The organism is Eisenbergiella tayi (genome assembly GCF_001881565.1).
GTDB classification, from domain to species: Bacteria; Bacillota; Clostridia; order Lachnospirales; family Lachnospiraceae; genus Eisenbergiella; species Eisenbergiella tayi.
Window position 1 is genome coordinate 211,236 of the sequence record NZ_MPDJ01000006.1, and the last position, 23,059, is coordinate 234,294.

At 47.1% G+C, this 23,059-nt stretch carries 20 protein-coding genes; 7 read left to right on the forward strand and 13 right to left on the reverse strand.

The annotated features are described in order from the left end of the window. Positions 1–46: 46 nt before the first annotated feature. The 4 genes from BLA28_RS22890 to BLA28_RS22905 all read right to left on the reverse strand — a co-directional run bounded on the left by BLA28_RS22890 (position 47) and on the right by BLA28_RS22905 (position 3,453). On the reverse strand, positions 47–1,084 hold the full coding sequence (locus BLA28_RS22890; protein WP_069157443.1) for a helix-turn-helix domain-containing protein: 1,038 nt from the start codon (positions 1,082–1,084) through the stop codon (positions 47–49). A gap of 37 nt (positions 1,085–1,121) precedes the next feature. After that, entirely contained in the window at positions 1,122–1,856 is a 735-nt protein-coding gene (locus BLA28_RS22895) for a DUF975 family protein (protein ID WP_009255174.1), read from the reverse strand. A gap of 36 nt (positions 1,857–1,892) precedes the next feature. Next, complete coding sequence (locus tag BLA28_RS22900) at positions 1,893–2,336, reverse strand: hypothetical protein (RefSeq protein ID WP_009255173.1); 444 nt, start codon at positions 2,334–2,336, stop codon at positions 1,893–1,895. Between the two features lie 181 nt (positions 2,337–2,517). Further along, positions 2,518–3,453 (reverse strand): helix-turn-helix transcriptional regulator, encoded by a 936-nt coding sequence (locus tag BLA28_RS22905; RefSeq protein ID WP_071699508.1) that lies wholly within the window; start codon positions 3,451–3,453, stop codon positions 2,518–2,520. Positions 3,454–3,806: 353 nt separating this feature from the next. Here BLA28_RS22905 and BLA28_RS22910 point away from each other — a divergent pair, with 353 nt between their 5' ends. After that, positions 3,807–6,197 (forward strand): Tex family protein, encoded by a 2,391-nt coding sequence (locus BLA28_RS22910; protein ID WP_071699522.1) that lies wholly within the window; start codon positions 3,807–3,809, stop codon positions 6,195–6,197. Between the two features lie 79 nt (positions 6,198–6,276). On the opposite strand, the gene BLA28_RS22915 is transcribed toward BLA28_RS22910, so the two are convergent. From BLA28_RS22915 to BLA28_RS22925, 3 genes are all read right to left on the reverse strand, one after another. Then, positions 6,277–7,032: an SAM-dependent methyltransferase gene (locus BLA28_RS22915; protein WP_071699509.1), complete on the reverse strand. Its 756-nt coding sequence runs from the start codon at positions 7,030–7,032 to the stop codon at positions 6,277–6,279. Positions 7,033–7,389: 357 nt separating this feature from the next. Next, complete coding sequence (locus tag BLA28_RS22920; protein ID WP_069157441.1) at positions 7,390–7,725, reverse strand: alpha/beta fold hydrolase; 336 nt, start codon at positions 7,723–7,725, stop codon at positions 7,390–7,392. A 17-nt stretch (positions 7,726–7,742) separates the two neighbouring features. After that, positions 7,743–8,525, reverse strand: a complete 783-nt coding sequence (locus BLA28_RS22925) for a M15 family metallopeptidase (protein ID WP_071699510.1) — start codon at positions 8,523–8,525, stop codon at positions 7,743–7,745. 206 nt (positions 8,526–8,731) lie between these two features. Between BLA28_RS22925 and BLA28_RS22930 the strand changes: the two genes are divergently transcribed. Both BLA28_RS22930 and BLA28_RS22935 read left to right on the forward strand, forming a co-directional pair. After that, on the forward strand, positions 8,732–9,688 hold the full coding sequence (locus BLA28_RS22930; protein ID WP_069151254.1) for a uroporphyrinogen decarboxylase family protein: 957 nt from the start codon (positions 8,732–8,734) through the stop codon (positions 9,686–9,688). An 87-nt stretch (positions 9,689–9,775) separates the two neighbouring features. Continuing rightward, a complete protein-coding gene (locus tag BLA28_RS22935) occupies positions 9,776–11,050 on the forward strand; it encodes an L-cysteine desulfidase family protein (RefSeq protein WP_069157915.1) in 1,275 nt (424 codons plus the stop codon). A gap of 75 nt (positions 11,051–11,125) precedes the next feature. Here BLA28_RS22935 and BLA28_RS22940 read toward each other — a convergent pair whose 3' ends face one another. Further along, positions 11,126–11,494, reverse strand: coding sequence for a YkvA family protein (locus tag BLA28_RS22940; protein WP_069157439.1), 369 nt, complete (start codon positions 11,492–11,494; stop codon positions 11,126–11,128). Between the two features lie 230 nt (positions 11,495–11,724). Here BLA28_RS22940 and BLA28_RS22945 point away from each other — a divergent pair, with 230 nt between their 5' ends. Both BLA28_RS22945 and BLA28_RS22950 read left to right on the forward strand, forming a co-directional pair. Continuing rightward, a complete protein-coding gene (locus tag BLA28_RS22945) occupies positions 11,725–12,642 on the forward strand; it encodes a nucleoside hydrolase (RefSeq protein WP_009255161.1) in 918 nt (305 codons plus the stop codon). Positions 12,643–12,657: 15 nt separating this feature from the next. Further along, the gene (locus BLA28_RS22950) at positions 12,658–13,557 is read left to right on the forward strand and encodes a ribokinase (RefSeq protein ID WP_069157914.1); all 900 of its coding nucleotides are present in this window, start codon (positions 12,658–12,660) and stop codon (positions 13,555–13,557) included. A gap of 170 nt (positions 13,558–13,727) precedes the next feature. Here the strand turns inward: BLA28_RS22950 and BLA28_RS22955 are convergent, their stop codons facing one another. From BLA28_RS22955 to BLA28_RS33495, 5 genes are all read right to left on the reverse strand, one after another. Continuing rightward, positions 13,728–14,888 (reverse strand): ATP-binding protein, encoded by a 1,161-nt coding sequence (locus tag BLA28_RS22955; protein WP_069157438.1) that lies wholly within the window; start codon positions 14,886–14,888, stop codon positions 13,728–13,730. 244 nt (positions 14,889–15,132) lie between these two features. Then, positions 15,133–15,933 (reverse strand): ABC transporter permease subunit, encoded by an 801-nt coding sequence (locus BLA28_RS22960; protein ID WP_069157437.1) that lies wholly within the window; start codon positions 15,931–15,933, stop codon positions 15,133–15,135. Positions 15,934–15,935: 2 nt separating this feature from the next. Then, a complete protein-coding gene (locus BLA28_RS22965; RefSeq protein WP_069157436.1) occupies positions 15,936–16,820 on the reverse strand; it encodes an ABC transporter ATP-binding protein in 885 nt (294 codons plus the stop codon). Next, positions 16,817–17,437 carry a TetR/AcrR family transcriptional regulator gene (locus BLA28_RS22970; protein ID WP_069157435.1) on the reverse strand — a complete coding sequence of 207 codons (621 nt, stop codon included), beginning with the start codon at positions 17,435–17,437 and terminating at the stop codon, positions 16,817–16,819. The genes BLA28_RS22965 and BLA28_RS22970 overlap by 4 nt, the downstream gene beginning before the upstream one ends. Positions 17,438–17,954: 517 nt before the next feature. Beyond that, positions 17,955–18,839, reverse strand: a complete 885-nt coding sequence (locus BLA28_RS33495) for an AraC family transcriptional regulator (RefSeq protein ID WP_169897293.1) — start codon at positions 18,837–18,839, stop codon at positions 17,955–17,957. 262 nt (positions 18,840–19,101) lie between these two features. Between BLA28_RS33495 and BLA28_RS22985 the strand changes: the two genes are divergently transcribed. Then, positions 19,102–21,450 carry a glycoside hydrolase family 31 protein gene (locus BLA28_RS22985; RefSeq protein ID WP_069157433.1) on the forward strand — a complete coding sequence of 783 codons (2,349 nt, stop codon included), beginning with the start codon at positions 19,102–19,104 and terminating at the stop codon, positions 21,448–21,450. Positions 21,451–21,477: 27 nt separating this feature from the next. Next, the gene (locus tag BLA28_RS22990) at positions 21,478–23,043 is read left to right on the forward strand and encodes a glycoside hydrolase family 28 protein (RefSeq protein ID WP_069157432.1); all 1,566 of its coding nucleotides are present in this window, start codon (positions 21,478–21,480) and stop codon (positions 23,041–23,043) included. The last annotated feature ends 16 nt before the right edge of the window (positions 23,044–23,059 follow it).

Below are 23,059 nucleotides of genomic sequence, written 5' to 3' on the forward strand. Positions count from 1 at the left end.
TTACAGCCTCCGAATAACAGCAGGGAGGAAATGGCTACGGATTCTTTTATTCTGCGTGATAGGGAGCATACCTGGGATCCTTTTTGACAATGACACGTCTGTCATTGCGGAAGGCCTGGGGATTGCTCCCTACTATTTTGTGAAAATACCTGTTAAAGCTGGACAGGGAATGAAAGCCGGTCTGCAGTGCAATATCCAGTATGCCGGTTTCCGTACTCGTTAAAAGCCGGCAGGCCTTCTGGATTCGTACGGTCCTGAGATACTGCAGAGGTGTCTGGCTGAAGCATTCCTGAAAATACAGAAGGAACTGCCTTTGGGAAAGGCCGCATAAATGGGCCAAATGAGCCGTATCAAGCTCCGAAGCATATTCGGTATCCAGAAAAGATACGGCAGGAAACAACTGAGGAAGTGCGGAAACCGTTCCTCCGAAAACAGGACAGTCCAGATGCTGTCTGTAAAGCAGGATAAGGAGGGTTTCCACCATACCCCGGACAGACTGCCGGTAATGCTCTTTTTTCTCCTGAAGTTCCTGTATGATCATGCGGATAAGCTTTACCTGTTCGGGAAAAAGTGCAGCAGGCAGTATTTTAGGAAAATCCGTATACTGGTACCAGGTGAACTCCCGGGGAAGGCCGTTTGGATAGAAGGGCGCCAGCAGCTGTTCCGGGTTAAAAAACAGATAGACACAGGATACATCCGTATCCGGGACATCTTCCATTGTGTCATTTCCAGGTGAAATGTTTGCCTCTGAAAAACCCTTTGCCTCTGAAAAAACCACCTTAAGCGCAGTCTCTTTTGGTACAGTCTCCTTAGGAGCGGCCTCAGGCAGAACCGGGAAAAAGGAACCATGCGTGAAAAACGGCGGAAGAAAACAGATATTTCCCGGTGTCAGGGAAAATATCCGGTTCTCCAGATTCCACGTCATAGTTCCTTTTCTGCAAAAAGCTATCTCAATGCAATTATGAAAATGAATAAAGTCAATCTGCGGAGAGGTACTTTTCCCTTCCATCAGAAGAATGGGGAACTCCTCCGCAAATTTATATTCTCTGTATGTGATGGGGAGGTTCTTATTACCGGGTGTCATAGCAAATTCTCCCTGAAAAGCATCGCTGGTTTCGCTTTTATAGATTATGACGGTTGCGGTAACTCATCAGTTCCAGATAGAAATTGGAAAAAGTAGTATTGGCATAAGGAGTTACGAACAACAGCCCGATACAGCAGGTAAGAAGTCCGAGTAAATACAAAGGAATAAAGCTTACCCCCAGATAAAAACGGCGTGCCTTATTTCCCTTCATGATTTCCCGGCTGTAACGCAGACACTGGACTGCAGTGAAATCAGGAAAATCCAGCATGACGAAATAGCTTTGGGAATACTGTAAGCTTATAATGGTAGACCCCACCAGCCCGATACAGAAGGTGATGGAAATCAACAGCAGCATGACAGAAAGAGAACTGTCAGTAAAAGCAAAAACGCCGAGGCAGATAAACAACGGAATAAAAAATACCAGACAAAGCAGAAGCTGTAAAAGCTGTATCAATATGGCCTTATCCGGATGATTGGTGAAGCCGTAAAAAACATCACTGATTTTAATATTGCCCCCGCAGGAAACATTCAGATACATATAGGTCTGTCCTGCTATAAAAATACCGGCCAATAGCTGCAGCAGGCATTCGATGACAAATTGTATGGTAAGCCCCGTCATGGCTCTGGTATCCAGAGAGAAGGTAGCCAGAAAATTGATGGTAACCATAATTGCCTCCACAACGAGGAAGGCTGGAACCAGAGTCCCGTATTTTCCAAGCATTTGACCTTTGGCTTTAGCCTTAAGTTCAGCTGATGATGCATGTCTGTCCATAGATAAATACTCCTTATTATCCTCTTTCGGATAGTCCTAGTAGCGATTCGTTCCTTCTTCGATCTGATTCCACATATCGTCAAAGCTTTCTCCATAAAAATATTCGGAGTACTGGTTCAGCTGCCTGTGGAAATCTTCTTTATAAGAAGGGTTGGTAAAAAGCATAATAATAACGCTTCCCACAACAAGCACATTGACTACTATTCCCAGAATAGCGGTGAGCACCCCTACCTTGGCATTGGGAAGCATGGCTTTGTCATTTCCTTTGGACAGCAGACCAAGGATAACGGCGAGTCCTCCGCAGATAATCGGCGGATATACCGTACCAAAGAATGCAGAAATAATTGCGATGATACCCAGAATCATGGAAGCGGTGGCAAAGCTGCTCCCCGGATGACGGGTAGGCGGTGTATAGTATGGAGGATAACCGGAATTGTTATTCTGGTAAGGGGGTATAGGCCCGTTATTATAGTTATCCATAACAAAATCTCCTTTTTGCAGACTGCGATATGGGATTTGCCCCGAAATATACGGGGATCCTTATCGTTGCTATTGTAGCACGTTTGCGGACAGGACACAAATGAAAAAAGTATGAAGTATTCTTGGAGGGGCAGACAATTATTAAGGGAACTTATTCATATTTCATGCCCCTGCATAGTTGTTAAACCTCAAGTATTTTTTGAACTTTTTCTTCTGTAATTCCGCAGATCTCTGCAATTTCTGCATCACTCATACCTTCAGCGGAAAAACTCAACACTTTTTTCACTAAATAAATCGCGTTTTCCTCAATCGCTTCACTCAGATTACACATTTGTCTCAACTCCTTTTCTAATTCATATTCCATTATCATTCCATAGTCCCTTGCCAGTATCTCTTCCTTTTTGTTAATATCCATATAGGGAGATAACAGCGTATTCAGAAAACCGTGCAGACTTCCGCGGAGGTCTTTGCCGTCCGTTTCATTCAGACAAATAATAATTACCGACAGTTTGTCATAACAGCATTTTTGCTCCGGAATATATCCGATAATATCCTGTTTGCTTATCCGGTACTCAGACATGGCATTTCCGATGTGAAGGGGAGAATTCATACAGATCCAGATACTGCAGACCTTTTTCAGTTCATCATAATCAGAATCCGTGAATTCGCTGTTCAGCTGTTCCGACAGCATCCGGGCGCCATAAAAGATACCTCTGGTCACAATATGATATTTAAGATAGAAGTTCTTCTGTGCCTCCACATTAAGCAGAAGCTTGATTTTTTCCGTCTCATTATTTCCGGGCAGAAAAGCGCGGAAACGAATATCATAGTTGATGGTTCCTTCTCCGGGTATTTTGCTTTCGGTATTTTCTCCGGTTATCCTCGTATCGAAATTATTCTTTCCTCCGGGCTGCGGCGGAGTATCCGCGATTTCAATGTCTGGTTCAATCCACTGTATAATTTCGTCAATAGAATACCTGTTGTATTCCGGCACGGCTCCCTTCAGAATCCGTGCAAGAACCTGTCGGCTTCCCAGAATACGTTTTACATATTCATCGTACTGTGTTTTGCTGCCGGCTGCGCTCAGCACCCGGTACAGCCATGTTTTTTCTTTCATTCATGCCTCCTTAACAGGCAGAAATAAAAGATATTATTTTATAATAATCCATTTAGTTCCTGCCGTATTTAAAATGTGTGATTTTCGGCAGAAACTGCCAGAATGTGCGACTGCACAAATTAATTTAAGAATATAATAATGATACTTTATTGTTGCTCAAAAGTCAACTTTTTTATGCGGAATGTTTGTATCAAGCACTTGAAAAGGAAGGGCGCTTTCAATTATAATGGAAAACAGGCGAGTGTCATTTCACAAAGTAGCTGAGAGAAAGGAAGCCTTCCATCCGTAAAATACTGCGAATATGTGAATATATTCGTGCAGGGATTTTGCAGGATATGAGGCAGTGTATGAGAATGGATATTATTAAGAAACTGACGGAAGAGTTAAAGGTGGAAAGATGGCAGGTCGAAGCAGCTGTCAAGCTGATTGATGAGGGAAATACAATTCCCTTTATTTCCAGGTATCGGAAAGAGGTTACCGGGTCGCTGAATGACGAACAGCTCCGTGATCTGTTTGAACGGCTGAACTATCTTCGCAATCTGGAAGAAAAGAAGGAACAGGTTCTTGCGAGTATAGAGGAACAGGGAAAGCTGGATGAGGAGCTTAAGGCCAAGATTCTGGCGGCGGAGACTCTGGTAGTGGTAGAAGATCTTTATCGTCCTTTCCGGCCGAAAAGAAGGACCAGAGCCAGTGTTGCCAAGGAGAAGGGACTGGACGGGCTTGCCGGGTTTATTCTGGCGCAGGAAACCGGAGAGCCTTTGGAAAAAGAGGCGGCAAAATATGTGAGTGAAGAAAAGGGAGTGGAGTCCGCAGCAGATGCGCTTCAGGGAGCCAAGGACATCATTGCGGAGGCGATATCCGATGAAGCGGATTATCGTATCTATATCCGTAATATCACCTTTGAGGAAGGAAAAATTATCAGCACGGCCAAGGATGAAAAAGCGGCCAGCGTGTATGAAATGTATTATTCCTATGAGGAGCCGGTAAAAAAAGCGGCAGGGCACAGAATCCTGGCGCTGAACCGGGGAGAAAAGGAAAAGTTCCTTACGGTTAAAATAGAAGCGCCGGAGGAGAGAATTCTCCGTTTCCTGGAAAAAAAGGTAATAACGAAGGAGAATCCGATTACCGGCCCGGTTCTTCAGGAAGTGGCGGCAGACAGCTATAACCGGCTTATCGCTCCGGCAATCGAACGGGAAATCCGCAATGATTTAACGGAAAAAGCGGAGGACGGGGCAATATCCGTGTTCGGAAAGAACCTGGAACAGCTGCTTATGCAGCCTCCTATTGCCGGTAAAGTGGTATTGGGCTGGGATCCCGCATTCCGTACGGGATGTAAGCTGGCTGTAGTGGATGCTACCGGAAAAGTCCTGGACACGAAGGTGATTTATCCCACAGCGCCCCAAAACAAGGTGGAAGAAGCAAAAGCGGAATTGAAACGTTTGATTAAGAAATATGGCATTTCATTGATATCCGTGGGAAATGGAACGGCTTCCAGGGAATCCGAACAGATTATTGTGGATTTAATTAAAGAACTGGACGTACCGGTACAGTATATTATTGTGAATGAAGCCGGAGCGTCGGTTTATTCGGCGAGCAAGCTGGCAACGGAGGAATTCCCGAATTTCGATGTGGGGCAGAGGAGTGCCGCTTCCATAGCAAGACGGCTTCAAGATCCTCTGGCAGAGCTTGTAAAAATAGATCCCAAATCCATTGGGGTAGGACAGTACCAGCATGATATGAATCAGAAGAAGCTGGGAGAAGCCCTGAACGGTGTGGTGGAAGACTGTGTGAACAGGGTAGGTGTGGATTTGAATACGGCATCCGCCTCCCTTCTGGAATATATCTCCGGAATTTCCAAGACCATTGCAAAAAATATTGTGGACTACAGGGAAGCCAACGGCCGGTTTACCAATAGGAAACAGCTTTTAAAGGTGGCTAAGCTGGGGCCTAAGGCATTTGAGCAGTGTGCAGGCTTTATGCGTATTACGGACGGGGATAATCCGCTGGACGCCACCAGTGTGCATCCGGAATCTTATGAAGCTACCATGAAGCTTCTGGACAGGCTGGATTTGTCTATGGAGGATGTGAAGAAGCTGCAGGCGGAATCAAAGCGTATGAAGGCCGGGCTGAAGCAGCAGGCCGCGGCTCCTGCAAAGCCCAAGCCTCAGAAGCAGAAACAGGTAGTGATCCGCAATACCAGCACAGCCATGGGGAAAGCGCTGGCAGCGGCCATGGGCGGAGCTGTCCTTCAGGATGAAAAAGGAAAAGAAAGCGCGGCAGCAGGAAATGTCGGAGGAAAGGAAATTCCTGATGGAAAGAGCGCAGCGGCCGCCACTCTGGAACGCAGAGTGAAGGACAAGGGAAAAATGGCTCAGGAACTGGGAATCGGGGAAATTACCCTGACAGATATTCTGAAAGAGCTGGAAAAACCGGCAAGAGATCCCAGAGAGGATATGCCTGCCCCTATTTTAAGAAGCGATGTTCTTGATATGAAGGATTTGAAGCCCGGAATGATTCTGAAAGGTACTGTGCGCAATGTCATTGATTTCGGCGTCTTTGTGGACATCGGGGTTCATCAGGACGGACTGGTGCACATTTCCCAGATTACGGACAGGTTCATTAAGCATCCTCTGGAGGCCGTGAGTGTTGGGGATATCGTGGATGTGAAGGTGATGGATGTGGATCTTGCCAAGAAGAGAATTTCCTTAACCATGCGCCTGGATCAGGAAAGCAAGAAAAAATAGAAAACAGACAGGATTATGATGGCTCCGCCTTCCGGGAAACCGGAGGGCGGGGCCTGTTATTTTGGGAAGGAAGTTTTGCCTAATTTCTGAAGTCATCTGCCTGATGGCTATTGCGTTTAGCAACCATTCTGTTCCATCGCATAATTTCGTTATTATGTGTGTTATCATATTTTTCCATTATCTTTGCCCATTGCCGTGTAACTCTGACACCATCCCCGGCCAAATCATCCCCTGCTTCAATGGAAAAAAGTCCGGTCTTCTCAAAATGCCATTTCCACCAATCCAAGGAGTGGAAATAATAAAAGTCCGGCCACCATTTCTCACCAATATCGGCAGGTACTTTCCCTGTAAATTCCTTATCCGGTCCCCAGACAACAAGCCCGAACTGTCCATCGGGTTTTATTAGGTGGGCCATATAATCGCTTAAATAGTTGTCTGCTGTTCCATAAAACTGAAAAGAATTAATACATACAACGGCATCAAAGAAATTATCTGCATATGGTAAATTATGAGCTTCTCCATGAATTGGAAAAACTAAATTTTCCACACCTGCATTGCAAATGCGCTTCCAGTTGTCAGTGGGACTCACCCATAAATCATTGGCAAAAACGGTTACTCCGAATTCTTTAGCGAGAAATATTGATGTGAGGGCATTTCCACAGCCCATATCAAGGATGCGCATACCTGGTTTTAAGGTCATGATTTGTGACAGGGATTCCACAAGCCAGAGACACTGACAGCCCATCTTATTTTCATAGATCCATTCAGGATCATATTTGGCTGACAAAGGATACTTTTCGTCAATGAGTAATTTCATCTTTTCCTCGTGTGTCATATCATATTGCCTCTCTTTCATTAATTCTTATAGCGATAATACATTCATCATCGCCGGACAAAACAGGAGGATTTACTAAATATCTCTTTTGTTTTTCTGACTACTTCGTTATCAATTTGACAGGGGCAGGTTTTATGAAGTGTAAAATAATGTGTATCGTACATTTATAGACCTCCTTATAATAGGGGTAATATATTAAAAATGTATCACACTAAACTTGACAACAGTATGTCATATAATCTTGTCTGATAGAAATTACTTTACGCTCATAGGGCCCTAAATTTGCATTTCAGGTAATATTTACATACAGGAGGATACCGTTAAGATAGGATTAAATTTATATTTTAGTAAAACATTTCATTCCCGCTCCGTAAGGAATGTATCCACGCTCCGGTTAAACGCCTCCCAATTTTTCGCAGCAATAAAATGATCTCCTTCCAGTATGGAAAGCTTACTGTCCGGGATAGAACGGGCAATAACCTTCTTATCAAAAAGGGAAAAGAAGGATACCATTTTGTAACCGATAATAATAGGAATCTGTACGGAGCGTTTCACGCCTCCGGGAAAAAGATCCGCCCCATTGAGAATCAGGCGGCGCACCATGCCGGGATGCTTCAGCGCGAACAGCAGAGCCACATTCCCTTCATCAGAAAACCCCAGGATATCCGCTTCTTTAATCCCTTTTTCATCCATAAATTCCTCCGTTAAGATCAGTTTTCAGGCAGGCTCTTCTGGAAATGCTGGTAATCCTTCATGGTTTTCCAGATGCCGCCCCAGGTGAAGCCATGTTCCGTAAAAAGCTGGTAACATAAGTCATTTTTATCAATTTTATAAGGGAAGTCTTTGCTTCTGTCCGCATAAACGGCGCCGGCGGCCGGAGAAACCCTTATTTTACCTTTTGGATAGGTAACATAGGGATTGTACAGGGGATTAATATCAATGGCCATGCCATAGGCGTGCTTGGACAGACTTGATGTGCCGTCAACCACCCGGTAATTAAAGCAGGAGGTATTATTGTCCTCCATGGACACGGTGTCATCCCCGTCGTACTCATCAATCAGACGGATACGTTCAATAGGATATTCCGCCAGGTAAAGCTCATAGAAAATTTCCGCCAAATCCTGTGCGATGGCTTTATTGCAAATGATTTCACCTGCCTGGGGCAGACCCTGGAAATCTATATACAGCACATGCAGATATCTCAGATCTTCATAGGGAACAATACAGCCCTCCCCATAGGAAATCCCGGTTATGCGGGCCTTGATTTCTTCGCTTAAGGATTCATAAAAAAAGCCCTCCTGATAAGTGACACGATCTGCCTGCGGTACGGCAGCAGCGGTTCCTGAGGGCTGTGAGCCTCTGCCGGAATCGGATGCGTCCGTTCCCTGTATACCCGCAGCGCTTAAAGGAAGGGGAATGGCGGCACAGAATAAAAGGCAAAGCACAAATGCCAATGCAGGGGAGAAAAGGGCCTGGTTCTTTCTTATTTTCATTGCAATACAATCCTCCATGGATAAATTCCGTTATCTGACCTTTATTATAATCTATGCAGGCATGCCTGGCAAAAAGAATTTACCGAATGTGAGTTGCAATAAAAGTAAAATGATTGAATCTGCACAGTTTTTGGCGGAATAGGTTATAGAAGAAGGAAGAGATAATTTCTATAATAAAAGTACAAACTGAGAGGAAGGTAAGCATTATGAATAAAAAAATGAGAGTACTGGCGGCGTTGGAGAATCGGGAGACAGATCATGTACCGGCTGCATTCTGGTTTCATTTTCCCGCAGAAAAAGCGGAAGGACAGGCATGCGTGGATGCCCATCTGCAATGGTACCGGGATACGGATCAGGATTTTATCAAGATTATGTGTGATGGTTACTTCGGCTATCCCAACGAAACCCTGGAGAAGCTTGCGGATGTATCGGAGCTATATAAAATGAAGCCTCTGGGAGAAAATCATCCTTTTATCAGAGAACAGATTGAACGTGCTGCGGCAATTGTTAAGGCGGCTGACGGAGAATGCTGTGTTTTTTATAACGTTTTCTGTCCCCTGTCCTTTTTCAGGCTTCAGACAAGCTGGGAAAAAATGATGGAGTGCATGAAGGCGGATCCGGAAGCCATGAAATATGCCTGCGGCGTGATCGCACAGGATGCAAAGGCACTGGTGAAAGGGCTGATCGAAGAAGCGGGCTGTGACGGTATTTATTATTGTGTGCAGAATGCGGAAACCTTCCGGTTTACGGCGGAAGAATACCGCAGACTGGTTACCCCTTCGGATAAGGACGTGCTTGACTATGCGAATACGCTCAGTACCCATAATATCCTTCACTGCTGCGGCTGGGGCGGAGATAAGAACCGGGTTGAGGTATGGCAGGATTATGAGGCCGCAGCCATTAACTGGGCTGTTTATGTGGAGGATATGGATATTCCCTCCGGCAGACAATTTTTTGCAGGAAAACCGGCTTTGGGCGGATTTGATAACCGTAAGGAAGGTATCCTTTATTCCGGAAAGGAAGAAGAGATCAGGAAATTTACGAGAGAATTGATTGAAACCTGTGGAAAAAAAGGCTTTCTGTTAGGCGCAGACTGCACAATTCCTTCCGATTTGCCTGTTGAACATATCCACTGGGTGCTGGAAACTGCCAGAAGCATGTAATGGTGAAAAGGCGGGAGATCTGCAGACAAACAGAAATTGATGTATGTCAGGCTTCGGAAGAAGCCTGAGGCGGGAAGAAAGGAAAAGATGGAACGGGAAAGCAGTGTTTATAAGGAATACCTTCAGATTCTGGAACGGGAGCTGGTGCCGGCGTTTGGGTGTACGGAACCAATAGCGATTGCCTATGGGACCGCTCTTGCGGCAGATATTCTGGGGGAAATGCCGGAAAAAATCAGGGTGGAAGCCAGCGGAAATATTATTAAAAATGTAAAGAGCGTCATTGTTCCGGGAACCGGCGGAATGAAGGGGATACAGACGGCTGCAGCGGCAGGTGTTGTCGCCGGCCATCCGGAACGTAAGCTTGAACTGTTAGAGGAACTGACCCGGGAGGATCAGCTGGCAATCCGGGATTATCTGAAGAAGGCAGAGATTCAGATACAGAAGGCCGGGGGCTGCCGTACCTTTGACCTGACCGTAACTGTGTGGAGCGGAGTCCGGGAGGCTAAGGTGCAGATAGCGGATTCCCACACTAATGTGGTACATATAGAAAAGAATGGCAGAGTTCTCAGAGAAGAGGAAGAAACAGCCCATGAGAACGGCGCGCGGGAGGAACGGCCGGCGCTGTCCATAGAAGGCATCCTGGATTTTGCGATGACTTCGGACATTCGGGATGTGGAGGAGCTTCTTGACCGGCAGATCCGATACAACATGGCAATTGCCGAGGAAGGTATGAAGCATGATTATGGCGCAAATATAGGAAAAGTATTGCTTGCGTCCTATGGAGATGATGTAAAAATCCGTGCCAGAGCCAAGGCGGCGGCAGGATCGGATGCCAGGATGAATGGCTGTGAGCTGCCCGTGGTAATCAATTCGGGCAGCGGAAACCAGGGAATAACCGTATCCGTTCCCGTGATTGAATACGCGGCGGAACTGGGAGCGAGCAGAGAGAAGCTTTACCGGGCGCTGCTGATTTCCAATCTGACTGCCATTCATCTGAAGGAGGGCATCGGGCGTTTATCCGCTTACTGCGGCGCGGTCAGTGCCGGGACAGGTGCAGGCGCGGGGATTGCCTATCTTATGGGAGGAGGGTATGAAGAAATCGTCCATACCATCGTAAATACACTGGCAAATGTATCAGGAATTGTATGCGATGGGGCGAAGGCTTCCTGTGCCGCTAAAATTGCATCCGCCGTAGATGCCGGAATCCTGGGCTTCTATATGTATCGTAATGGGCAGGAATTCGTGGACGGAGACGGAATTGTAAAAAAGGGCGTGGAGTCCACCATAGCCAATATAGCACGTCTGGGACGTGACGGCATGAGGGAAACCGACCGGGAAATTATAGATATGATGATCGGATAAAACAGAACCATCCGGCAGTTTTTTATGCTGGCGGATGGTTCTGTTTTAAATTTTACAGATAAAAATTTTAAGCAGTCAGAAAAAAATAATCTTAATAATAAGCCATAAAAGCAAAAGCCAAATGATTATTACAGGTAAAGAGTAAATCCATTTCCTGGGCTTTCCATCTGCCCACATTCCTTCCGCTTCTTTGCGGTAATGCTCAAACAGGTCTTTCGGAATAAAATGTATGGTAAGAGCAACGAATGCCGGAAGAATGACAAAATCGTCCAGGTAGCCGAGAACCGGGATAAAGTCGGGAATCAGGTCAATGGGCGAAAGCGCATAGGCGACAGTCACGCCTGCGAGAATTTTTGGAATCAACGGCGTTTCTTTACTTTTTAAGCACAGGAAAATCGCTGGTATATCTGTTTTCAGCCGGGAGGCCCGTTGTTTCAGATTCATTTTCTATTTCCCTCGAATAAACAGTTCCATACAAATTTTAAGGCTTGAAGATATTCCTGTCAAGGAGGACAGGAAAGGGTAAAGCCTTTTGCTGCAACAAAATCCGGTATAGAAAGTCATAAATTTTAAATGACATTCCCCAAATTAACTTATATAATATATGGGTAAGTAATTACGCTTTCAGGAAGGCAGTATAGCAGGCGAACCTGCGATATACAGGAGGTATAAAAATGAATAATGATTTGGGGTTATTGAATCGTCTTAACAAACCTGCCGGTCCGGTGGATGTGGTGCTGGATACGGATACCTACAATGAGATTGACGACCAGTATGCGTTGTCTTATCTCGTAAAATCGGGAGACAAGCTGCATTTAAAGGCAGTTTATGCGGCTCCTTTTTTCAATGAGAAATCCACAGGCCCTGAGGACGGTATGGAAAAGAGCTATCAGGAAATCCTTCATATCCTCACGCTGCTGGAGAAGGAGGAATATAAGGAGCGGGTATATAAAGGTTCCGCCGGATATCTGCCGGATGAACAGACCCCTGTGGAATCCGCCGCCGCCCGCCATCTGACGGAACTGGCGATGGAGTATACGCCGGAAAAGCCTTTGTACGTTGTAGCTATCGGGGCCATAACCAATGTGGCATCCGCACTGCTCATGCGGCCGGAAATCAAGGAGCGCATGGTTCTTGTCTGGCTGGGAGGAAATTCCCTGGAATGGCCGGACAATAAAGAATTCAACCTCTTTCAGGATGTGGCTGCCGCCCGTGTGGTTTTCGGCTGCGGCGTAGCGCTGGTACAGCTGCCCTGCATGGGCGTGGTATCCTCTTTTACCACCGGGGCGGGAGAACTGGAAATGTTCCTGCGCGGAAAAAACAAGCTGTGCGATTATCTGGTGGATTATACGGAAAAAGAAGGCGCGCTGGGAAGCAAAAACAGCTGCTGGACCAGAGTGATATGGGATGTGACTGCGGTTGCATGGCTGCTGGACGAAAGCTTTATGGAGGATAAACTGATACCCAGCCCGATTCCTCAGTATGATCATCATTACAGCTTTGATCCCACCAGGCATTTCATAAGATATGTGTACCATATTAACAGAGATAACCTGTTTGAGGATTTGTTTCGTAAACTGGCGGAATCCTGACGGCGAGGTATGGGAATGAAGATATTGAATTTTGGGTCATTAAACATAGACAAGGTATATAAGGTTCCCCATTTTGTCAGGCCGGGGGAGACGATTTCCTCCCTGGGCTATGAATGTTTCCCGGGAGGGAAGGGGCTGAACCAGTCCATAGCGGTATCCAGGGCGGGTGCGGAAATCTGGCATGCCGGAACCATCGGAAAAGATGGCCTTTTTTTGAAAGAAATCCTGGAGCAGAGCGGAGTGAAGACCTGTTATCTCAGAGACAGCGGGCAGATTACAGGCCATGCGCTGATTCAGGTTTCCGGGGAAGGAGAGAATTGTATCATCCTTTTTAACGGGAGCAATTATGAGAATGACAGGGCGTTTATCGATGATGTTCTGAAGGATTTTTCGGAAGGGGATATTCTCCTTTTACAGAATGAAATCAGCAATCTGGATTATCTTCTTCAAAGGGGAAAAGAGAAGGGACTGCAGATCATGCTGAATCCCTCTCCCATGGATGAAAATCTGAGAAACATGGATTTGTCGGGGGTAACCTGGTTGATGTTGAATGAGACGGAAGGAAAGGAAATGACCGGTGAGAGTGAGGCTGCCCGCATAGCGGATGCGCTGGTGGGCCGTTATCCCCGGATGAATGTCATCCTCACACTGGGGAAGGATGGAGCCTTATATCAGAACGGTAAAAAGCAGTTTAAGCAGCCGTGTTTCCCTGCGGAAACGGTCGATACGACAGCGGCCGGAGACACCTTTACCGGTTATTTTATCGCGTCTTTAGCTTTCGGAAAGACAGAAGAGGAGGCAATGAAAACAGCGGCCTGCGCGGCGGCAGTTACGGTATCCAGGGAGGGAGCTGCGGTATCTATACCAGTGATGGCAGATGTGAATGCCAGAGTAAACATCACAGCTCCGGTATAAAAGTTCAGGATTCACTACATTTTACGAAATATGTCCTTTATGGGCCATTTTGGTCCCAGGGCGCGAATACTCCATCCGGCCAGAAGTGCTGCTGTCAGTAGCATTTCTGGCCGGATGGAGCATTAGGATAACTTTCTGCTGTATGCAGGATATTCTGGCGCCCGTATTTTTTACAGCCAGTCCTCAATTTTGACTGCGGGGATGCCTTCAAATTTGCCCCTGAACGAGCCTTCCTTGTATAAAACAATCTTTGGGTAGTTGTCTCTAATCTCCAGAAGAGATCCGAATTCTCTTTGGATGGTCGATTCATCAATCAACAGATAGCATACTTGGATGTATAGTTTGTCTCCATCTTTTTCGCCTATAAAATCTATTTCTTTTTCACCGACACGGCCGACACAGACCTTGTAACCTCTGCGGAGGAGTTCCAGCCCTACAATATTCTCAAGGACAATTTCAACGTTTTGCAGATTCTCTCCTACAATCGCTTCCCGTAAGCCGTGATCCACGACATAATATTTTTCATTTACTTTCAGCATTTTCTTTCCGTTGATATCCTGGCTCTTTAAGCGGTACAGCAAGTAAGCCTCCTCACAGGCTTTCAAATAGTTAAGGATTGTTTCAGGAGCGACAGTCCGATTTTCGGACTTGAAAAACTTAGAGATGCTTGTAGCTGAAAAACTTTTTCCCACGTTCGCCAGGGCATAGGCGATTATGCGTTCCAAAAGATCTACATCCCGTATATTGTTGCGCTTGACAATATCTTTGAGCACAACTGAATGAAAGATGTCCTGCAGATAATTCTTGCTGAATTCCGTCCCAAAGCCGATACTGGCAAGGAATGGCATGCCACCATATTGAATATATTGATCAAAGGTATAATCCGGGTTTACCATTTTAAACTCTGTAAAAGAAAAAGGGTAAACGGTAAAAGAAACATAACGTCCCGCTATATAGGTGGCAAGTTCACCGGACAGAAGCTGTGAATTGGAACCTGTGATATAAATGTCTGCATGGAACTTTACGCGCAGAGAGTTTATTGCCTTCTCCCAGCCCTGCACTTCCTGGATTTCATCGAAAAATAAGTAGAAAGTCTCCTTGCTGCCGCCGATTTTATCACATACATATTCGTGTAAAGAGTGATATTCACATAGATGTTGATTGCCCAAATCTTCGAAATTCAGAAAAATGGTATTAGGGCTGTTAATCTCATCACGAATCTGTTCTAACAGTACACTTTTTCCGCCGCGGCGAATACCGGTTAATACTTTGATAATGTCTTTTCCGATAAATGGACGGATTTTGGATAAGTAAGACTCACGAATAATCATAACTGTCAACTCCTTTCTAAATATTATGTCATATAGTATATCTGAATTGCAATCAAATTATGCTTATATTATAAGATATAACTGATAAAAAATCAAATGCGAAACAACTGGAATATCCTGACACATAATCATAGCCCCTGCAAACCTCTTATTGCAGGGGCTATAAATATTTGGAAAATTTGTTTAAGGTCGTAGGGTTTGCTTCATCCTTGCAGCGATCCCGATGCTTTTTTTATAAAAATGGTCACAGAGGCAAATCCTTTTTATGGAAACAAACAGCCCCGCATCCATACATGACTATGGCAGCTCCGGCCATACCCAGGCATTTCAGGAGCACTTCCCCATCGCCATCCACAATATTTTTTCCGGGAAAGAGGGTAAAAGGGGTAAGATAACGGAAAAATTCCATATCTCCTCCCGTATTTCCCAGCATCTGAAAGAGGAAAAATAAGACCAGCAGCCCGGCTCCAATGGAAAAATACCATTTGGAATCATTAAAAATACAGGCCGGCAGGAAAGCGATGCCTCCCAGCATCAGGTGAAACAGAAGCAGAGCTGCGTTAAGCTTCAGGAATAAGGGAATATCCAGTTCTCCGGGAAACAGGCCTTCGCAGGTGCCGACGCCGATAGCCGTGATAAGGACTATCAGTAAAGTAATGCCTGCCAGCATGGACAGCAGTTGTGTAAGCAGGATTTTCAGCCGGGAATTGGGTGTGGCAAGAAGAACGCCCATGGAACCGCTGTCTATGTAATGGGCCAGAAGCTTGTTGCCGAGGATTATGATGGCGATAATGGGAAACACCAGCATAATGAAGCCATATAAATATATATATACAAATTCTGTCAGATTACCGGCAATCCCCGTCATACCGACAGCGGACATGATGCCGGGAAGAGCGATTTGATAGTCGTTGAGCATATGGGCCAGCTCAGGGTCATACATGTAAATGATGACCGTAGTATATAATGTCATGGCAGCCAGAAGGATAAGCAGTATTTTCCAGGTCTGTGACATATTTCTTTTCAACAGCGGCAATGAAATCATTTTTATACCTCACTTCCATAATAATGCATGAAGATTTCTTCCAGGGACTGGGTATGGATCTGCATATCCCGTACAGGACAGGAGGACAGGAGCGATAAAAGCCCGGGGATATCCTCTTTGACGGCTACCGTGACGCTGGCCCCCTCCCGGCCTGTGATCGTATAGCCGGGAAGCTGCAGGGCATCGGCGCTCTTTTTGCTGTCCAGGGTAATGATATAGTCCCGTGAACGTTTCTTTTTCAGCCCTTCCATATCTTCAACTGCGGCAATCTGCCCCCGGCGAATAATGGCAGTCCGTTCACAGGTGCGCTCCACTTCTTCAAAAAGATGGGAGGACATGAAAATGGTGGTTCCTTTTTTCTTTTCCTCCAATATCAGATCAATAAACCGGTTCTGCATCAGGGGATCCAGGCCGCTGGTAGGTTCATCCAGAATAACTATTTCCGGATTCCCCATAAAAGCATTTATGATTCCAAGCTTCTGTTTCATCCCTTTTGACATTTTCCGTACTTTGCCGGAAGGATCCAGTTCCAGCAGGTCGATCAGCTCCTTCATCCGGCTTCTGTCCCGGATACCCTTCATATCCGCAAGAAAATGCAGAAGCCCGTGGCCGGTGAAATCTTCCGGAAAGGCAATTTCCCCTGCAAGATAACCCAGGTTTTTCTGGATGAGGGAAGCCTGGCTGAAACAGTCCATTCCGTTAATTCTGCATTCCCCTTTTTCTGGTTTCAGAAAACCAAGCAGGTGCCTGATTGTAGTTGTTTTTCCTGCGCCGTTAGGGCCAAGGAAACCGTATACCTCTCCTTTTTTTACGGATAAGGAGACGTCAAAAATTCCTCTGGAATTACCATAGTCTTTTGTAATATGACTGATTTGAACAGCATTCATAGAAATTCCTCCTTGTAGGCCATCTTGCGGAACATGTCACTCCATTCCCCGAAATCCTGCATGATCACTTCCAGTACAAAAGGCTTACCCTGTCTGCGTTTTTCACTGATATATCCATCGGTCATCCAGAGGAGCATCCGGAGTATTTTTTCCGGATCGGTGTCATCACGGAATTTGGTGAAATCCACATTTTTAAAATACCAGAAAATAGAATTGTCAATATATTCCTGGTTGGTACTGTTCAAAGAGTCGGATACTTCTTCTTTTTCCGGATAGAAGCAGCGCATTACAAAATCCATGATATAAGGATTGCGTGACAGGAGAGCCGCCTTTTTTTCAGCAGAATAAGAAAGAAGCTCAAAAAAATCGGTGATCTCGTCAAAATGGGTATCTACTACCTGATCTGTTACAATTTTTTTCGTATAGTCATAGAGGAACAGGTACAGGCTTTTTTTGTTATGAAAATAGTAGAACAGCAGTCCTTTGGAAATGCCTGCCTTTGCGGCGATGTCATCTGTTGAGGCCTTTTTGTATTCGTGTGTGGCGAAGACCTCCAGGGATGCGTTGATGATAGCCTGCTGTTTTTCTTCGGGCAGATGAAAAAATTGTTCATTCATGGGCGTTTCCTCCTGACTGGATTGGTTTAACCGGCCGGGTTAAATCTTACCTTCAGTCTATCGGATTGACTGGAATTTACAACCCCCGGGAATAAAAAATAATTTAGGCGGTGAGGTTTAAGCCCCGCCCATCCATCCGGCCTGTGTCTGTGCCCTCCGGTTCTTGTCCGGTTCCGGCGCCTGCGCGGGCCATGTTATTTCACTGTTCAGCTTCGAAAAAGAGATATTTCTAACTGCTCTGTTTTTCCTGTCTGCGGTCAACGCGGCCAAACTCCTCCCTGCGGTCGTCAAACAGCGCCGCTAAGGGCGGACCGCAGGCAGAAAAAACAGAGCAGTAAGAAATATCATCTTTTTCTCAGATTCACAGTGAAATAACATGGCCCGCGCAGGTGCCGGAACCGGACAAGAACCGGAGGGCACAGACACAGGCCGGATGGATGGGCGGGGCTTAAACAGGAAGGTTATAGGTTATATTGGGGGAGTAAGTGAAAAAGGGGCTTAGTGGGAGGGGGTCTGTTTAGTTCTGTGGAGGATTATTATTGAAACAATAGGAATGTTGATAGGTTTTGAGGGTTATACCGTATTTTTGTTTGAAGAGGCGGATAAAGTGGCTGATGTTGTCTATGCCTACTTTTTGGGCGGCTTCGGTTACGGTTAGGCCGGAGGCGAGGCAGGCGCAGGCGGTTTCCAGTTTCAGGTCGGAGAGGAAGCGGGCGGGGGAGGTGTGGGTGTATTTCTTGAAGAGTCTGGTGTAGTAGCCTTCGGACAGGCCGGCGGTATCGGCGAGGAGGGGGACGGAGAGTTTTTCGTCCAGGTGGAGGTACATGTAGCGGATGCTTTGTTTGACATAGCGGATGCAGAGGGCGTGTTGGTCGGGGGCTGAGGGGAGCAGGCGGTTTTGGGCAAAAAGGGTGGAGAGGATGGAGAAGAAGAGGGAGGCAAGGTGAAAAGCCATGGCTTCGTCGGAGGGCGGTTTCATGGCGGTCATTTGGAGTATGGGGGGCAGGAGTGCCCGGTTGGCGGGATCGTGGGCAGTAATGAGGGTGGGAAAGGAGAGTTCTCCTTCTGTCAGCTTGCGGCCTGTGGAAAAGAAAGCGGTGTCGTGGAGGAACTGAAAACAGTCGGAGCGCAGGAGCATGTGGCAGACCTGTCCGGGCCGGTGGATGCGGGTGGCATGGAGTTCGTACGGGTTAACGAACATGATATCGCCTTCCTGAAAGGGGAAGCGGTTGCCGTCGATTTCCAGGCAGCCGGGGACGGAGGGAAGAATGATTTCCAGTTCTTCGTGCCAATGTATGGGGACATGGGGGCCGGGCTCGGTTACCTTGAGATCATAGATGTAGAAGGGGATATCTCTCATGGGTCTGGTGCCGGTTTCCTGGTATTGTAAGAATAAGTTCATGCGGCTGGCCTCCTGTTTGGTTTCGGAATGAAGGAAATCCGGGAGTGTTTCTGCATCCCGCATTTCATGTGAGCGGACAGTTTTTGCTGATGTCAGAATTATACTATTTTTTGAGGGGAAAGTGCAAGAAAAGAGGGAGGAAAAATGGTAATATGAATAAAAAATGGGATTCATAGCAGTTCAGGTCCGTGGATTGTTATTGTTGTTCCGATAATGCCCCGCGTTTGGCGGTACAAAGTGATGAAAGGGAGAGGGATTTTATATGCTGGAGGTTGTAAAGAGAAAACAGGATTTGGTGGAAAAGACTTACTGCAGGGGCGGCAGTCTTTTTTTGGAGACGCAGAAGGGGCTTCTGCGGCTGAAGCCCAGGAACGATTCTATTGTGCGTATCAGTTATACGCAGAAGGGTGAATTTACAGGAAACGTCGGGATCGGCATTCTGGAAGAAAAGGAATGGGACGGCTGGACCTGTGAGGAGCAGGAAAGCAGGGTGGTCCTGTATACGGAGAAGCTTGCCCTGGAGGTGGATAAGAGGACGGGCAGTATCCGTTATCTGGAAAGGAACGGGAGGCTGCTTCTGGCGGAGCGGGAAGAGGACAGCAGGGAGCTGGAGGAATTTGATTCTTATAAAACGGTAATTGATGAGAATACCAAAATAGAAGAGGTGGAGACGGCTGACGGCGTAAAGCGTGTTATCAAGGAAGCAAGTATGGTATTTGACAAGAAGCTGTATCATACCCGCCTTCATCTGAAGTGGCAGGAGTCGGAAAGGCTTTATGGGCTTGGGCAGGCGGAGGAAGGTCTGCTGAATCTGCGGGGAAGCGTGCAGTATCTCCATCAGGCGAATCTGAAGATAGCCATTCCCTTCCTGGTGTCCTCCAATGGCTATGGAATCCTTCTTTCCACAGGCAGTACAGCCATATTCCAGGATACGCAGTATGGTTCTTATCTCTATACGGAAGCGGATGAGGAAATGGATTATTACTTTATTGCCGGGGGATCCATGGATGAAGTCATCAGCGGGTATCGGCTGCTTACCGGAAAAGCGTCCATGCTGCCGAGGTGGGCTTATGGTTTCATTCAGTCGCAGGAGAGGTATGAAACACAGGAGGAGATCCTGGATGTGGCCCGGGAATTCAGGGACAGGGGCTTCGGATTGGATGCGCTTGTTCTGGACTGGTGTTCCTGGGAGGACGGCATGTGGGGGCAGAAGAGTTTTGATCCTTCCCGTTTTCCGGATCCTGGTGCGATGACGGATGCCCTGCATCAGGAGGATGTGCATTTCATGCTGTCCATCTGGCCGAATATGAGTAAAAGTACGGCTGATTATGAGGAATTCCTGGAGAAAAAGCTTCTGCTTCCCGCCAGTGAAATCTATGACGCCTTTGATGAGAAAGCCAGAAAGCTTTACTGGAAACAGGTGCAGGAAGGGCTTTTCCGGCATGGGGTGGATGCCTGGTGGTGTGATTCCAGCGAGCCTTTTACGCCGGAATGGGCCAGGAAGGTGAAGCCGGGGCCGGAGGAAATGTATGCGGACTTTGTACGGGATGCCGGGAAATATATTCCCGCGGAGCGTATGAATTCTTATGGGCTGTTTCATGCCAGAACGATTTATGAAGGGCAGAGAGAAGCTTCGGAAGAAAAAAGAGTGGTGAACCTGACCCGTAATTCCTATGTGGGCGGACAGCGTTATGGGGTGATTCTCTGGTCGGGGGATATTTACGCATCCTGGGAAACGCTGCAAAAGCAGATAGCGGCAGGGCTGAATTTCTGCGCCAGCGGCCTTCCTTACTGGACGTTGGATATCGGAGCCTTTTTTGTGAAGAAAGGGGAGCCATGGTTCTGGAATGGGGATTATGAGGATGGTCTTTCGGATCTGGGCTATCGTGAGCTTTTCGTGAGATGGTTCCAGTATGGGGCGTTTCTTCCTGTATTCCGGAGCCATGGCACAGATGTGAGAAGGGAGCCATGGCTGTTTGATAACGGGAAGGACGGTTTTTATGAGGCACTGTGCGGAGCGGTTTCCCTGCGCTACAGCCTGCTCCCTTACATCTATTCCTGGGCTTACCGTGTGTGGAAGGAGGATAAGACCTTTCTGCGTATGCTGGCCTTTGATTTCATGCAGGATGAGAAGGCTCTGGATATTGGGGATCAGTATATGTTCGGGGAAAGTATCCTGGTATGCCCTGTGACGGAACCTATGTATTACGGAACAGGCTCTGAGGTGCTCAGCGGTATTCCTGAAAAGAGAACCGTGTACCTTCCCGGGGGCTGTGACTGGTATGATTTTTATACCGGGGAGCGTTATGCAGGCGGACAGTATGTGGAAGCGGACGCGCCTCTTTCCCGGATTCCTCTGTTCGTAAAAGCGGGGAGTATCCTTCCCATGGCAGAGGCGGCACAGAATACGGCCCGGGCGGCGGAAGCGGAAGTGGAATACCGTATCTATGCAGGAGCGGACTGCAGCTTTACGTTATACAGGGACAGCGGCGATGGCTATGCTTATGAGCAGGGAGAATATGAGCTCACGGAGCTTGTATGGGAAGAGAAAACAAGGAAACTTTTTGTCAATGGAACAGAGCAGTCGGAAAATGTGGTAATATATTCTTAAAAACAGGCAGGAACAGGGAGAAGGAAAATGGAGCTTGCAATCTTGATGCTGACCGCGGGAAGCGCTGTGGTGGAAATCAAATGCGGCAGTATTTACAGGCTGGAGGAGGCATATACAATCTTCCTTAACGGGGAAGAGCGGGGAACGACGCAGAAGGTTGTCACCTCTCTGTTTAACCTGTCTCCCGACAGGGACTACCTGCTGCAGCTTGCAGGAGAGGATGGAAGTATCCGGGGAGAAATCTCTTTTCACACAAAAACGGAGACAGCCGTCTTAAATGTCCGTGATTTCGGGGCTTCGGGAGAAGGGGAACAGGATGATACCGTCTTTATCCAGGCGGCGATCATGGCGTGTCCGCCGGAGGGCAGGGTGGTGATTCCGCCGGGAAAATACCGTGTGACCAGCCTGTTCCTGAAAAGCAACAGCAATCTGGAACTGGAGGAGGGGGCCGTCCTTATATATGACGGACGGCCCGGACGTCTTCCGATCCTTCCCGGGCTTCTTTCCGGAAAAGAGGAGAATAGTTTTGCTTTAGGCAGCTGGGAAGGAGAAGCGGCGGATATGTATGCCGCCCTTTTTACCGGATGCGGCGCAGAGAATGTCAATTTATACGGTAAGGGAGAAATACTGGGAGGCGCTTCCATGGAGGACTGGTGGAGTGAGGAGAACAGGCAGAGCTCTCCCCACAGGCCGCGGATGCTGTTTCTGACTCATTGTAAACATATCAGGGTGCAGGGGCTTCATTTTTCCATGTGTCCCAGCTGGTGCATCCATCCCTGCTTCTGCAGCGATCTGGGTATTTATGATGTGGAGATTATCAATCCGGAGGATTCCCCTAATACGGATGGGATAAATCCCGAATCCTGTGAAGATGTGGAAATCGCGGGCTGTCATTTTTCCCTTGGCGATGACTGTATCGCCATAAAATCAGGGAAAGGCAGGCGGGCACAGGAAAATCCCGTACCGGGCAGTCATATTCAGATCCGTCAGTGTTTTATGGAAAATGGCCATGGCGGCGTGACCATCGGCAGTGAAATCAGCTCCGGCGTCCATCATGTGACGGTCAGGGACTGCTGTTTCAGGAATACGGACAGGGGGCTTCGGATCAAAACAAGGAGAGGCAGAGGAAAGTCATGTGTGGTGGATGCCGTTCTTTTTGAAAATATACACATGGAGCAGGTGGATACCCCTTTCGTGCTGAACTGCTTTTACTTTTGTGAGCCGGACGGCCGTTCGGACTATGTGCAGACGAAAGAGGCTCTTCCGGCGGATGAGCGGACGCCCAATATGGGAGAACTGGTATTCCGTCATATTTACTGCACGGACTGCCATATCGCCGCGGCTTTCTTCTATGGACTTCCGGAGAAAAAGATCAAATCTGTCATTATGGAAGACGTACGGATCCGATATGCCAAGGATGCCCGGCCGGGTCTGCCGGCCATGATGTGCGGCGTGGAAAAAATGTGCCGCAAAGGTTTGTTTTTCCGGAATGTGGAAAGGCTGTGCCTCAAAGGGATAGATATCAGGGGACAGGAGTCGGAGGCCATAGATGCGGCGGATGTGGATGTGATAATCCGGGAAGTGCAGGAATAAACCGTCACAGGAAATG

Coding starts and splice junctions, on each gene's coding strand:
- BLA28_RS22890 (WP_069157443.1), bottom strand. CDS start 1,084: ATGACACCCGGTAATAAGAACCTCCCCATCACATACAGAGAATATAAA.
- BLA28_RS22895 (WP_009255174.1), bottom strand. CDS start 1,856: ATGGACAGACATGCATCATCAGCTGAACTTAAGGCTAAAGCCAAAGGT.
- BLA28_RS22900 (WP_009255173.1), bottom strand. CDS start 2,336: ATGGATAACTATAATAACGGGCCTATACCCCCTTACCAGAATAACAAT.
- BLA28_RS22905 (WP_071699508.1), bottom strand. CDS start 3,453: ATGAAAGAAAAAACATGGCTGTACCGGGTGCTGAGCGCAGCCGGCAGC.
- BLA28_RS22910 (WP_071699522.1), top strand. CDS start 3,807: ATGGATATTATTAAGAAACTGACGGAAGAGTTAAAGGTGGAAAGATGG.
- BLA28_RS22915 (WP_071699509.1), bottom strand. CDS start 7,032: ATGACACACGAGGAAAAGATGAAATTACTCATTGACGAAAAGTATCCT.
- BLA28_RS22920 (WP_069157441.1), bottom strand. CDS start 7,725: ATGGATGAAAAAGGGATTAAAGAAGCGGATATCCTGGGGTTTTCTGAT.
- BLA28_RS22925 (WP_071699510.1), bottom strand. CDS start 8,525: ATGAAAATAAGAAAGAACCAGGCCCTTTTCTCCCCTGCATTGGCATTT.
- BLA28_RS22930 (WP_069151254.1), top strand. CDS start 8,732: ATGAATAAAAAAATGAGAGTACTGGCGGCGTTGGAGAATCGGGAGACA.
- BLA28_RS22935 (WP_069157915.1), top strand. CDS start 9,776: ATGGAACGGGAAAGCAGTGTTTATAAGGAATACCTTCAGATTCTGGAA.
- BLA28_RS22940 (WP_069157439.1), bottom strand. CDS start 11,494: ATGAATCTGAAACAACGGGCCTCCCGGCTGAAAACAGATATACCAGCG.
- BLA28_RS22945 (WP_009255161.1), top strand. CDS start 11,725: ATGAATAATGATTTGGGGTTATTGAATCGTCTTAACAAACCTGCCGGT.
- BLA28_RS22950 (WP_069157914.1), top strand. CDS start 12,658: ATGAAGATATTGAATTTTGGGTCATTAAACATAGACAAGGTATATAAG.
- BLA28_RS22955 (WP_069157438.1), bottom strand. CDS start 14,888: ATGATTATTCGTGAGTCTTACTTATCCAAAATCCGTCCATTTATCGGA.
- BLA28_RS22960 (WP_069157437.1), bottom strand. CDS start 15,933: ATGATTTCATTGCCGCTGTTGAAAAGAAATATGTCACAGACCTGGAAA.
- BLA28_RS22965 (WP_069157436.1), bottom strand. CDS start 16,820: ATGAATGCTGTTCAAATCAGTCATATTACAAAAGACTATGGTAATTCC.
- BLA28_RS22970 (WP_069157435.1), bottom strand. CDS start 17,437: ATGAATGAACAATTTTTTCATCTGCCCGAAGAAAAACAGCAGGCTATC.
- BLA28_RS33495 (WP_169897293.1), bottom strand. CDS start 18,839: ATGAACTTATTCTTACAATACCAGGAAACCGGCACCAGACCCATGAGA.
- BLA28_RS22985 (WP_069157433.1), top strand. CDS start 19,102: ATGCTGGAGGTTGTAAAGAGAAAACAGGATTTGGTGGAAAAGACTTAC.
- BLA28_RS22990 (WP_069157432.1), top strand. CDS start 21,478: ATGGAGCTTGCAATCTTGATGCTGACCGCGGGAAGCGCTGTGGTGGAA.